This is a genomic window from Pseudoroseomonas ludipueritiae (assembly GCF_014490445.1).
In the GTDB taxonomy this organism is placed as follows: domain Bacteria; phylum Pseudomonadota; class Alphaproteobacteria; order Acetobacterales; family Acetobacteraceae; genus Pseudoroseomonas; species Pseudoroseomonas ludipueritiae.
Map to the genome: position 1 here is coordinate 1 of NZ_JACTUZ010000145.1, position 11,700 is coordinate 11,700.

The window sequence follows — 11,700 nt, forward strand, 5'->3', positions numbered from 1 at the left end:
CCGCCTCGCGCGCGTGGCGCCAGGCCCGGGGGTCTGGTTCTCGGCCCTGGCCTTGCTGCTGGCGGGTGGCTGCTGTGCCGCCGGGCGCGGCAAGATGGCCGGCGCCACGCCCACGCGCTTCCTGGCCCTGGCGCTGCCGGGCCTGGCGCTGCTGGTGGCCAGTGGGCTGCTGGACCCGCTCTCCCTGCTGAAGGAAGCCGCCCAGCGCGGGCCGGAACTGCGCCTGGCGCTGCTGCGCCATGCCGTGCTGGCGGCGGGGGCGCTGGCTTTGGCTGCGGCGGTGGCGGTGCCGCTCTCCCTGCTGGCGCTGCGGCGCCCCCAGCTGGAAGCCGCGTTGATGACCGTGGCCAATGGCCTGCAGGTGGTGCCCTCCATCGCGCTGTTTGGCCTGTTGATGGCGCCGCTGGCCGGGCTGGCGGCGATGTGGCCAGCACTGCGCGCGGCCGGCATCGGCGGCATCGGGGCGGCGCCGGCGGTGATCGGCATCGCCGCCTATCTGCTGCTGCCGTTGGCCGCCGGGCTGCTGGCCGGGCTGCGGCAGGCGCCGCCGGACCTGATCGACGCCGCGCGGGGGCAGGGGATGGATGAGCGTGCCATCCTGCGCCACCTGCGCATTCCGCTGGGGCTGGGCGCCATGCTGGGCGGGCTGCGGGTGGCCGCCGTGCAGGCGGTGGGGCTGGCCACGCTGGCGGCGCTGGTGGGCGCGGGCGGGCTGGGGGCCATCGTCTTCCAGGGCATTGGGCAATTGGCGGCGGACCTGATCCTGCTGGGGGTGCTGCCGGTGGTGGCGCTCTCCCTTTGCGTCGACGCGCTGCTGGCCGGCGCGCAGCGCCTGCTGATGCCGCCGGGGGCGCGGGCATGATCCGCTTCGATGCCGTCACCAAGCGCTACGGGCCCCGCGCGGCGGTGGATGCCGTCAGCCTGGAGGTGCGGGCGCGGCGTATCTGCGTGCTGCTGGGCGAATCCGGCTCCGGCAAATCCACGCTGATGCGCATGGTCAACCGGCTGGTGGAGCCCGATGCCGGGCGCATCATGCTGGATGGGCGCGACATCGCCTCGGTGCCGCCGGAAGCGCTGCGGCACGGCATCGGCTATGTCATCCAGTCCGTGGGCCTGTTTCCGCACTGGCGGGTGGCGCAGAATGTCGCCACCGTGCCCCGCCTGCTGGGCTGGGACGAAGCCCGCATCGCCGCCCGTGTCGATGCGCTGCTGGACCTGGTGGGCCTGCCGCCGGACCGCTTCCGCGACCGCCTGCCGCACCAGCTTTCCGGCGGGCAGGCGCAGCGGGTGGGGCTGGCCCGCGCCCTGGCCGCCGACCCGCCGGTGCTGCTCATGGACGAGCCTTTCTCCGCCCTCGACCCCGGCATCCGGCGCGAATTGCAGGCGGCGCTGCGCCGCATCCATGCCGAGACGGGCAAGACCATCCTCTTCGTCACCCATGATGTGGAGGAAGCCCTGCTGCTGGCCGATGAACTGGCGGTGATGCTGGATGGCCGCCTCATCGCCCATGGCCGCCCCGGCGAGGTGCTGGCGCGCGATGCCGGCCCGGCGGTACGCCACCTCTTTGGCGAGCAGACCCTGGCCTTCCATCGCCTCGGCACGCTGCCCGCCGCCGGGGCTGCCCGTGCGGGCGAGCCCAGCGCTGCGCCGCTGCTGCCGGAGGGCGCCACGCTGAAGCAGGCACTGATGCTGATGCTGGAGCAGGGCACTGACCGGCTGGCCCTGCCGGGTGGCGCCGCGCTGCATCTGTCCGACATCCTGGCGGCGGCGTGAGGCTCTCCCGCCGCGCGGCCGGGGTGGTGGCGCAGGCTGTGGCCTTCCTGCTGGCGCTCTGGGCGGCGCCGCATCTGGGCTGGCTCTGGGGCGGGCTGTTTCCGGAGGTGCAGCGCCCGGTTTGGGACCAGCGTAGCTGGTTCGCGCTGCTGGGCTCGCATCTGCTGCTCTCGCTGGGCGCAGCGGCGGTGGCGGCGGCGCTGGGGCTGGCGGGCGGGGTACTGGCCACGCGCCCCGGCGGCCGCCGGCTGCGGCCGCTGCTGGATGCGCTGTTTTCCCTGGCCCAGGCGGTGCCGCCCATCGCGGTGATCGCCCTGGCGCTGCCGGCCCTGGGCTTCGGCGCGGCGCCCACCGTGCTGGCCCTGGTGCTTTATGCCTGCCTGCCGGTGCTGCGTGGCGCCGTGGCCGGGCTGGATGGCGTGCCGCCGGGCGTGCTGGATGCCGCCCGCGGCATCGGCATGGGCCCCTGGCGGATGCTGGCCCAGGTGGAAATGCCGCTGGCGCTGCCCGTGGTGCTGTCTTCCCTGCGGCTGGCGGTGGTGCTCTCCATCGCCACGGCGGCGGTGGGGGCCATGGCCGGGGCGGAATGCCTCGGCACGCCCATCGTGGTCGGGCTGGCCAACAACAACGGCGCCTATGTGCTGCAGGGCGGGCTCTTCACCGCCTGGCTGGCGCTGCTGGCCGACCGCAGCCTGGCGCTGCTGCTGCCGGCGCGGCGCTGAGGCGCCTCAGGGCTCCAGGCGCTGCCCGTCCCAGGCGAAGGCCCGGCCGCTGCCTTCCGGCCTCAGCCCGCCACCCTTGCGAAGCGGCCGGAAGCTTCCGGTTCCGCCAAGGGTGCCGCGCCGATGCCGCCGGGAGGCGCCGGCCACCAGCGCCTGTCCATCGGCCAGGAAGCTTCCAGCCGCGTCACCCCAGCGCCTTGCACAGCGCCTCCCCGGCGCCTGGGGCCGCGACGATCATCGGCTTGCGCCAGTTGCGCAGGTCCGGGTCCGTCTCGGTGGTGAAGCGGTCCAGCGGCACCCAGCCGCCTGGGTCGCGCATGAAGGCCTCGCCACCGGTGGCCTGCACCAGGGCCAGCCCGCCGGCGATGTCCCAGACATTGGGCTTCTCGAACTGCGCCACCTCCATCAGCCCGGCGGCGACAAAGGCGCATTCGATGGCGGCGGAGCCGGTGCGGCGCGGCTCCCATTGCTGCGGAGAACGGTGGGAGGCATCGCGGAAGCCGCCCAGCCGGCGCTTCACCTCCGGGTTGCGGCGGGGGGTGACGGGCTCTTCCTCGAACATCAGCGGCCCGCCCTGGACGCAGTGGTAGACCCCCGCCCGCAGCTTGTGGGAAGACGCGCACCACAGCGCACCGGCGATCGGCACCCCGTCCTTCACCACACCGATGGAGCCGCAGAACAGCGGAAAGCCATTAATGAAATTCGCCGTGCCGTCCACCGGGTCGATGGCCCAGGTGATGCCGCCCGGGGTGGTCGGCGGATTGGCGAATTCCTCACCCAGGATCTGATGGTCCGGGAAGCGGGCCTCGATCTCGGCGCGCAGCGCTGCCTCCACCGCGCGGTCCACCTCGGACACCGGGTCCTTCAGGCTGTGCTCGGTCTCGGCGGTGGGCTTGTAATGGACCTCCAGAGGGCGGCCCAGCGCCTCGGCCATGCCTTCCCCCGCCAACCGGGCCAGCCGCAGCGCCAGGGCGCCGATGGCATCGAGGTCGAGGATGGCGTCGGTGGATGCGCTCATGAAGCGGAGGCCTTCTTCGGTGCGGCGAGGCAGGCAGGCGGGATCAGGACATGCAGCGGCTCTGGCTCCAGCCGGAAGTGCAGCTTGGCGGGGCCGGACCAGTCCAGCGGCGTGTCGTCCAGGCGGATATGGCCGCCGGGCCAGTCGATGGTGACGGCGCTGCCGCGGCGGATCTCCACCGGCGGCGGACCGGCGCCGGGATGGTCCAGCCATTCCAGCATCAGCGCGCGGCGGGAGGGCGGCAGCGTCACCACGTCCAGCAGCCCGTCGCCCGGGTCGGCCTCGGGGGCCAGCACCAGATTGGGACCGAAGAGGGGGATGTTCATCACCTCCACCAGCAGGGTCTCCTCGTTCCGCTCCTCCCCATCCACGGTCAGCCGCACCTGCCGCGCCACGGCATCGGCCAGGGTGCGGCGGAAGGCGGCGCGGCCGGCCTCCACGCCTTCCTTGCCGATGCGGTCGGCATGCTCCACCCCATGCGCGAAAGCGCCGAAGCCCGCCGCTTCCACGAAGCGGCAGCGTGTGAAGGGCTTGTCGCCTTCGGCGGCCTCGGCGACCGCGACGTTGAGGCGCGCGCGCGCGGCCTGGGCCCAGCCTTCGGCGAATTCACGCGGAGAGGGCCAAGGGCCGAGGGCGCGGGCGAGGTTGTTGGCGGTGCCCAGCGGCAGCATGGCCAAGGGGATGTCGCGATGCTCCATCCCTGTGGCGATCCGCCCGACCGTGCCATCACCGCCCGCCACCAGCACCAGCTTGGCGGGAAGGGAAAGACCGTCACGCAAGGTGTCGCCCTTGGGATCGCGCACTTCCACCTGCAGGCCATTGGCGCGCAACAGCGCCACTAGATCCTCCTGCCGGTGGCCTTCGTCGCCGGCGGAGGGATTGTGGAACAGCACGGTTTTCATGCCGGGGTAACGTCCGGGTGCAATTCGAGTTCCAGGGCGGTGACAGGGAGTCCCAAGCCATGGCCGCCGAGACACCCGCTCCCCTGGCGCGGCAGAAGGGGAGGGAGTCCGGCATGGAAAAAAGGCCGCCCCGGAATACCCAGAGCAGCCCCTGCCTCATGGCACTGAGGTAGCCTAGGCGGCGATCAGGCCGCCGTGGCCAGTTCCAGCCCCGCCGTCCGCACCGCGCTGCGGAAGAGCTGATGACGCCAGGCGTAGCGCTTCTTGAACTTGTCCAGCGCTTCCTGGTTCAGCAGCGTGTCGATGAGTCCGCGCACGCCCTTTTTGGCGATGTCATTCGCCGGGGCGGCCGGGATACCGATCGGCCGCGCTGCCTATCTACGCAGCCCGGTAGGCGCGCACCCAGCCATAGGAGGTGGCGGCACCCTCGACATCGCCATCGTTACGTCCAGCAAACTTCGCCACCACATTGCTGAGGCGGATCTCGGCCGGTGAATGTGCGAAATCGTTCTCCGTGCGGAAAATCTCCTGATCGTCGAAATAGAAGGAGATGCTGTCCTGTAGCCAAAGCATGCCATAGCGATGGAAGCGCTCGGCCAGATTGCCGCCGTAACGGAAGGTCGAGGACAGGATCTTCTTTTCCGGAGCCCATTGCCGCACATGAGTTTGCACGGCGTTGGGGAAATGCGCTTCCACGATGTCGAGTTCGAAGCGCTGGCCGTTCTTCTCCGTCGCCCTGTCGGACATCAGCCAGAAGGCGTTGTTGACGCCTTGCTCATTGGCGATTCTCATCTCGCATTCGAAGTAACCGTATTGTTGCCGAAAATTCTTGGTCCGGACATATCCAGCGATCCAGGGCTGCCGGGCATTGCGGTCGGGGTTGCGCCGCAGCTGCAGGCCCAGCTCCTCATTGGCTTGCACGACGCTTTCCGGCCGCCGCTCGCTTTCATGGTCGCTGTTGCGGTCGGTATAGGTCCGCCACTGATCGTTCATGGAAGAAAGGAAGTATTCTTCAAAGGACAAGTCCCACCGGCCACCTTTCGCCGACAGGACTTTCGGCAAATGTTCAGTGGGCCTCCGTGCCTGGGCGCCCGAGGCATGAAGCAGCCCGCCAAGCGCGGAAAGGTGGAGGGCGCGGCGCGTGAAGCGGGGGCCATGGCCGTGATGCGTCATGAGGGAACTCCTGCGGCTGCTGTTTTCCGGCGCCCGTCCGACGGGCTTGCGTCTTGGCGGGAATTACGGCCCGCCCCATCCTTGCTGAACGTAATCGTACTGTGCAAATTTCACGATCTGCGTGATATGTGTGAAAATGACCTGCAAGGCAGTGGAGGTTTCCTTTGAAGACGGCGATGGCTGATTATCTCTGGGATCAATATACTTCTTTTGAAGACAAATATCGAAAGATCGGAAAGAACACAGGAAACCTTCTTTTCAAGAATGCCCTGCGTAGCATCATTCAGGCGGACCATCTCTACCAAAGCAAGCTTGATCAATACGACTGCTTCGTGACGACCGATCTGATCTGGATTCCCGAGAATTTCAAGCCGCCGGAACTTCTGAAGAAGATCCTGGCCATGCCGGGCGACAAGAAGGTCGTACCGATCAGCGTCGGCCTCCAGGCACCGAAGTTCAAGACGGACTTCGTGATGAGCGAGGATACCGTCAAGCTGCTGCGTGACATCTCCGAGCGTGCCACGCTGGCTATTCGTGGCAACTACACGGCGGAGGTGCTGCATCGGAAGGGGATCACCAACCTCGAGGTCGTCGGCTGCCCCTCCGTCTATCAGCTGCCGCTTTATTCCCAGAGCCTGGATGGCCTGCGGAAAAAGGCGGAGACCAAGTATGTGGTTGCCAATTACAAGTCGATCCACGGCACCATGCGCCAGGTCGATGTCGATATCCTGGGGTATTTCGCCAGGACCTGCTCCGGCTTCGTGGAGCAGACCGAAGGCGTGCTCGGCAACACCAATGTCGATGACCCGAAACTGCTCGAGTGGTTTCGCATGCACTCGAACCTGTTCTTCGACATGGACCAGTGGGCCCGTTACGCGAAGCGTTACGACTTCTCCATTGGGGCGCGCTTCCACGGCAATGTTCTCCCCGTTCTGCTTGGCATCAAGTCGATGTTCATCACCTGCGACAGCCGCACGCAGGAGATGGTGGACTTCTTCGAGTTCCCCTTCGTGAAGATCGAGGATTTCGATAAGAACACGCCGATGGAGGAATTCGAGCGGATGGCGGACTACGGGAAGTTCACGGCGAACTACCAGGCCAAGCTCGGCCGGTTCACCAACTTCCTGGAGAAGAACGGACTGGAGATGCGTGAGCCGTTCAAGCAGAAGCTGGCATCCTTCGCCTTCTGAGCGCGCTTGCCGGATAGTGCCTGAAGATGGGGCGATTCAGCACCTTGTGGCTGGGTCGCCCGATTTCGTAATAGAGGCCGGTTCCGGGGAATGGGTGCCGGCGCCGGAGAAGGCGATGGTGCCGGGTGAGGGGATCGAACCCCCGACCTTCGGTTTACAAAACCGCTGCACTACCGCTGTGCTAACCCGGCAAGCGCCCGTTGATTCGACCGGCTACCCTTTAGGTCCGGCCAAGCGCAAGATGGTATATAGCGCCCTGGTGAAGGCCTGTCAGGCCCATCCGCGCCACCTTCCTTATCGCCATGGCGCCGCCCTGCGCCAGCATGGCCCGCTGTTCCGCCGTTGAGGCGCGCATCCGGCCCGGGACCACGATGGCGCCTGCGCGTCACGTCAGTCTGTTCCGGATAGAACCAGCGGCCGCAGCAGAAGGGCGGTGGCGAGGCCCCAGCCGCCGTTGATCGCCAGGTTCGCCCACCATCCGGGGGCCGTCAGCGTCAGCGGTGGCAGCGGCAGGATGCCGGAGAGGGTGGAAAGCCCCAGAGCGCCTAGGGCCAGGCCCATCAGCAGGTCCGGCAAGGGCAGGAAGCGGAGCAGCAGGCCCAGCACCATGCCGGCCAGCCCACCGGCCAGCACCAGCAGAAGAAATTCCGGGGCACCGCCCCATTCTGGCATCGGCGCCATGTTGAAGCCCTGGGACGGCACCGCGCCAAAGAGGCGGAAGAGCAGGAAGGTGGCGCCCTGCTGGATGATGGCCATGGCGGCCGCCCCCACCCAGAAGCCGCCGCGCAAGGCACGGGCGACCAGCACCGGCAGCGCCCGCAGCAGCAGCGAGGCCGCCACGGCCACCGCCGCGCCCAGGGCGGCGATCTCGCCCAGGCGGGTAGGGTCGATGCCCAGCAAGGGGTCGTCGGTCACGGCCGTACCGGCCCCCATGCGGGCGGCGACCAGCATGGCCGCCGCCAGAAGCGCACCCCCCGCCGCGACCCACGGCAGGGAGCGTATCAGCCGCACAGGCTCAGGCCGTGCGCTCGCTCACGCATTCCCGCAGGGCTTCGGCCAGGATGTCCATGCCCTCGTTGATCAGGCCATCGGCGGCCGTCAGCGGCACCAGGAAGCGGATGACATTGCCGCGCACGCCGCAGGAAAGCAGCACCAGCCCCTTTTCACCGGCGCGGGCCACCAGGGCCTTGGCCAGGTCGGGGTCGGGGCGGTCGGCATCGCCATTGGCCACCAGCTCCATGGCCACCATGGCGCCCAGGGCGCGGATATCGCCGATCACGCCCTTCAGGCTGTTGGTGTCCTGCATCTGCTTGATGCGGCTCACCATCAGCTCGCCGATCTCATTAGCGCGGGCGCAGAGGTTCTCTTCCTCGATGATGTCCAGCACGGCATTGCCGGCGGCGCAGGCCAGCGGGTTGCCGCCATAGGTGCCGCCCAGGCCACCGGGGCCAGGGGCGTCCATGATCTCGGCCTTGCCGGTGACGGCGGACAGCGGGAAGCCGCCGGCGAGGGACTTGGCCATGGTCATCAGGTCGGGCTCGACGCCGGAATGCTCAATGCCGAACATCTTGCCGGTGCGGGCGAAGCCGGTCTGCACCTCATCCACGATCATGACGATGCCATGCTCGTCGCAGATGCGGCGCATGCCCTGCAACAGCTCGGCCTGGGCGATGTAGAAGCCGCCCTCGCCCTGCACGGGCTCGATGATCATGGCCGCGATGCGCTTCGGGTCCACATCGGCGCGGAACATCACCTCCAGCGCTTCCAGCGTCTCGGCCACTTCCTTGCCGTGGTAGGTCACGGGGAAGGGCAGGTGGTAGATCTCGCCCGGCATGGTGCCGAAGCCGACCTTGTAGGGAACGACCTTGCCGGTCAGCGCCATGCCCATCAGCGTGCGGCCATGGAAGGCGCCGGAGAAGGCGATGACGCCGTTGCGGCCGGTATGCGCGCGGGCGATCTTGACGGCGTTCTCGATCGCCTCGGCGCCGGTGGTCAGGAAGATGGTCTTGCGCGGGCCGCGGGTGGGGACGACCGCGTTCAGCCGCTCCGCCAGGCGGACATAGCCCTCATAGGGCATCACCTGGATGCAGGTATGGCTGAAATTGTCGAGCTGCGCGGCGACGGCGGCCTTCACCTTGGGGTGCAGGTGGCCGGTGTTCAGCACCGCGATGCCGGCGGCGAAGTCGATGTAGCGCTTGCCCTCGACATCGGTGATCTCGGCATTCTCGGCCTTGGCGGCGAAGACGGGCATTTGCACGCCCAGGCCGCGCGGCAGGGCCGCCTGACGCCGCTCATGCAGGGCCTTGTTCTTGTCAGCCGCAGTCACGCTCATCGATCGCACTCCCGGATCACCGAATCGAGGCCGGGACGATGCGCCGCCCCTTTCGCCGGAGCAAGAGGAAGCGTGCGGGTTCCGCCGGGTTAGCCGATGCCCAGCCAGCCCTGCACCGCCAGGAAGCAGAGCGCGAGCCCCAGGCTGGCCAGCGTGACGGCATCCGGTGCCTGGGGCAGCGGGCCGGCAAAGGCGCAGGCGGGGAGGGGGTGGTTGTGCTGCATCGGGTTCCACCATCCTTTGGGGGCAAATTGTGCTGCGTCGGCAGAATGTCCGGAGCCGCCCTGAATTACAAATGTATTTTCAAATAAAATACGTTCTTAAAGTGCGGAATATGTTCTAGATGTGCCGCGACACGCCTCCGCCAAGCCTCCTGGAGGCCATGGAAAGCTCGGGAATATCTACCGTGAAAAATTCCGCCATGTCGCGCCGTGGTTTTCTGGGCGCTAGCCTGATGCTCGCCGCGCCGGCCCTGCTGCCGCGCACTGCCCATGCCGTCACCTGGCCGGAGCGCCCCGTGCGGCTGATCGTGCCGGTGGCCCCTGGAGGCAGCCAGGACATCGTGGCCCGCCTGCTGGCCCGGCATCTGGGCGAGGCGCTGGGGCAGAACCTGTTGGTGGAGAATCTCCCCGGCGCCGGCAGCAATATCGGCTATGACGCGGCCGCCCGCGCCAGGCCGGACGGCTATACGCTGCTGGCGGGTTCCGACAGCCTGTCCATCAACCCGGCGCTGTTCAAGCGGCTGAGCTTCGATCCGCTGAAGGATTTCGCCCCGGTGCTGTCAGGGGTGCGGGTGCCGCAGATCCTGGTGGTGAGGACCGATGCGGCGCCACAGGACCTCGGCGCCTTTGTCGATTCGGCGCGCCAGGGACCCGTGGCGGTGGGTACGCCGGGCAATGGCAGCCTGTCGCATCTGGTGGGCGAGCTGATGCAGCAGGCCACCGAGACCCGCTGGACCCATGTGCCTTACAAGGGCGGCGCGCTGGCCGTGAACGACCTGATGGGCGGCTTCCTGCAGGGCGTCTGGATCAATATCGGGGCGGTGACGGACCACGTCCGCTCTGGCCGCCTGCGCGGCCTCGCCGTGTCCTCCGCCAGCCGTGCCGCCGTCCTGCCCGATGTGCCGACGCTGGAGGAAGCCGGGCTGCGTGGGCTGGTGGCCACCGGCTGGCATGGGCTGGTGGCGCCGGCGGGCCTGGACCCCGACATCGTCGCCCGCCTGAATGCCGAGGGGCGCAAGGTCCTGTTCCACCCGGAAGTGGCCGAGCGCCTCGCGAGCCTGGGCGTGGAGCCGCTGGACGAGGCGCCTGGTGCGCTGGCCGCCCGCATGGCGGAGGATACCAGCCGCTGGGCGGCCGTGGTGAAGCGCGCCGGCATCCGGGCGGACTGAGCCCGCGGCCTCTCAGGCGTTGCCGGCGACGCCATAGGTGCTGGCATTGGTGGCCCGCACCACGGCAGCGAAAAGCCGCAACGCATCCGGGCCGCCCTGGTCCAGCAGCGCGCCACCTTCCATCTCGCGCGCCAGCAGCTCGGCATGCGCGGCCAGGGTTTCGGCGGCGCGCTCCAGCGCCTGGCGGGAAAGGGCGATCTGCATGCTGTCGGAAAGCTCGTGCCAGTCGGCGGGCGGCATCGTCTCGGTATCCTGTTGCTGCGCCGTTTTGGCAGAATCGCCGCAGCGGGGCGGCTGTCGCAGGATCGCCGACCAAGCTTGAGAAAGGGTGAACGGCCCTTGCCGGGCCGTTCACCTGTTTGTCAGTTTTCGTCAGGCCCGGCTTCGCGCGTCAGCTCATAGAGCGCGACCGTGGCGGCGGCGGAGACATTGAGGCTCTCCATCGCCGGCAGGATGGGCAGGCGCACCAGCTCGTCGCAGGTCTCGCGCTGCAGCCGGCGCAGGCCGGTATCCTCGGCCCCCAGCACCAGCGCCACGCGGCGGTCGCGCGGGCAGGCCTGCGCCAGGGTCCGCTCGGCCTCGCCAGCCAGGCCCATCACCCAATAGCCCTGCTTCTGCAGCACCTGGATGGTGCGCGAGAGATTGACCTCCCGCACCACCGGCACGGTTTCCAGCGCGCCGGAGGCGGTGCGGGCCAGCGCCGCCGTCTCGGGCGGGGCATTGCGGTCCTGCATCACCACCGCCGCGGCGCCAAAGGCGGCCGCCGAGCGCAGGATGGCGCCGACATTGCGCGGGTCCGTCACCTGGTCCAGCAGCAGCACCGGCCCGGCGGAAGCGGCGATGGCATCCTCCAGGTCCGCCGGCGGCAGCGGGTCGGCCAGCAGGGCGATGCCCTGGTGCACGGCATCCTCGGTCAGGAAGGTCTGGAAGCGGCTCTTCTCCACCCGCTCGGCCTGGACGCGCCAGGGGCGGGGCAGGCGCTCGGCCAGGGTTTCCTCGGCATCCGTGGTGGCCAGCAGGCGGCGGACGCGGCGCTTCGGATTGGCCAGCGCGGCCGAGACCGCGTGCATGCCGTAGAGCCAGAGCGAGCCGGAGGGCGCCGCCATGGAGGCATCGCGGCCCGGGCGGGGCGCATCGGCCTCGGCGGCGGCGTTGCGGGCGCGGCGGGCGATGGCCTGGGGCGATTCGGCGTAGGGGCGC

At 69.0% G+C, this 11,700-nt stretch carries 14 protein-coding genes and 1 tRNA gene; 5 read left to right on the top strand and 10 right to left on the bottom strand.

Annotated features, from left to right (window positions below; genetic code table 11):
* The 3 genes from IBL25_RS20940 to IBL25_RS20950 form a co-directional block, all read left to right on the top strand.
* Positions 1-862: ABC transporter permease (locus tag IBL25_RS20940; protein ID WP_187780446.1), on the top strand; the 862-nt coding region annotated here is incomplete at its 5' end.
* The gene (locus IBL25_RS20945; protein WP_187780447.1) at positions 859-1,773 is read left to right on the top strand and encodes an ABC transporter ATP-binding protein; all 915 of its coding nucleotides are present in this window, start codon (positions 859-861) and stop codon (positions 1,771-1,773) included. The genes IBL25_RS20940 and IBL25_RS20945, both read left to right, overlap by 4 nt.
* Positions 1,770-2,495: an ABC transporter permease gene (locus tag IBL25_RS20950; protein ID WP_367615654.1), complete on the top strand. Its 726-nt coding sequence runs from the start codon at positions 1,770-1,772 to the stop codon at positions 2,493-2,495. Before IBL25_RS20945 ends, IBL25_RS20950 begins: the two co-directional genes overlap by 4 nt.
* A gap of 184 nt (positions 2,496-2,679) precedes the next feature.
* On the opposite strand, the gene IBL25_RS20955 is transcribed toward IBL25_RS20950, so the two are convergent.
* From IBL25_RS20955 to IBL25_RS20965, 4 genes are all read right to left on the bottom strand, one after another.
* Positions 2,680-3,513, bottom strand: a complete 834-nt coding sequence (locus tag IBL25_RS20955; RefSeq protein ID WP_187780448.1) for an inositol monophosphatase family protein — start codon at positions 3,511-3,513, stop codon at positions 2,680-2,682.
* Positions 3,510-4,415 (bottom strand): diacylglycerol/lipid kinase family protein, encoded by a 906-nt coding sequence (locus tag IBL25_RS20960; protein ID WP_187780449.1) that lies wholly within the window; start codon positions 4,413-4,415, stop codon positions 3,510-3,512. The genes IBL25_RS20955 and IBL25_RS20960 overlap by 4 nt, the downstream gene beginning before the upstream one ends.
* A gap of 185 nt (positions 4,416-4,600) precedes the next feature.
* A complete protein-coding gene (locus IBL25_RS27365; RefSeq protein WP_275296046.1) occupies positions 4,601-4,732 on the bottom strand; it encodes a hypothetical protein in 132 nt (43 codons plus the stop codon).
* Positions 4,733-4,793: 61 nt separating this feature from the next.
* A complete protein-coding gene (locus IBL25_RS20965; RefSeq protein WP_187780450.1) occupies positions 4,794-5,588 on the bottom strand; it encodes a glycoside hydrolase family 16 protein in 795 nt (264 codons plus the stop codon).
* A gap of 176 nt (positions 5,589-5,764) precedes the next feature.
* Between IBL25_RS20965 and IBL25_RS20970 the strand changes: the two genes are divergently transcribed.
* Positions 5,765-6,778 carry a polysaccharide pyruvyl transferase family protein gene (locus IBL25_RS20970; protein WP_187780451.1) on the top strand — a complete coding sequence of 338 codons (1,014 nt, stop codon included), beginning with the start codon at positions 5,765-5,767 and terminating at the stop codon, positions 6,776-6,778.
* A gap of 116 nt (positions 6,779-6,894) precedes the next feature.
* On the opposite strand, the gene IBL25_RS20975 is transcribed toward IBL25_RS20970, so the two are convergent.
* From IBL25_RS20975 to IBL25_RS27370, 4 genes are all read right to left on the bottom strand, one after another.
* A tRNA-Thr gene (locus IBL25_RS20975) sits at positions 6,895-6,969 on the bottom strand.
* Positions 6,970-7,168: 199 nt separating this feature from the next.
* Complete coding sequence (locus tag IBL25_RS20980) at positions 7,169-7,729, bottom strand: hypothetical protein (RefSeq protein ID WP_187780452.1); 561 nt, start codon at positions 7,727-7,729, stop codon at positions 7,169-7,171.
* 64 nt (positions 7,730-7,793) lie between these two features.
* Entirely contained in the window at positions 7,794-9,110 is a 1,317-nt protein-coding gene (gene gabT / locus IBL25_RS20985; RefSeq protein WP_187780453.1) for a 4-aminobutyrate--2-oxoglutarate transaminase, read from the bottom strand.
* Between the two features lie 89 nt (positions 9,111-9,199).
* Positions 9,200-9,334 (bottom strand): hypothetical protein, encoded by a 135-nt coding sequence (locus tag IBL25_RS27370; RefSeq protein WP_255722931.1) that lies wholly within the window; start codon positions 9,332-9,334, stop codon positions 9,200-9,202.
* A 197-nt stretch (positions 9,335-9,531) separates the two neighbouring features.
* Here IBL25_RS27370 and IBL25_RS20990 point away from each other — a divergent pair, with 197 nt between their 5' ends.
* Positions 9,532-10,500 (top strand): Bug family tripartite tricarboxylate transporter substrate binding protein, encoded by a 969-nt coding sequence (locus tag IBL25_RS20990; protein ID WP_194433790.1) that lies wholly within the window; start codon positions 9,532-9,534, stop codon positions 10,498-10,500.
* A 12-nt stretch (positions 10,501-10,512) separates the two neighbouring features.
* Here the strand turns inward: IBL25_RS20990 and IBL25_RS20995 are convergent, their stop codons facing one another.
* Together IBL25_RS20995 and rlmB are read right to left on the bottom strand one after the other, a co-directional pair.
* Positions 10,513-10,740 (bottom strand): hypothetical protein, encoded by a 228-nt coding sequence (locus IBL25_RS20995; protein ID WP_187780455.1) that lies wholly within the window; start codon positions 10,738-10,740, stop codon positions 10,513-10,515.
* 122 nt (positions 10,741-10,862) lie between these two features.
* On the bottom strand, positions 10,863-11,700 hold an 838-nt coding region (gene rlmB / locus IBL25_RS21000), incomplete at its 5' end, for a 23S rRNA (guanosine(2251)-2'-O)-methyltransferase RlmB (RefSeq protein WP_238940568.1).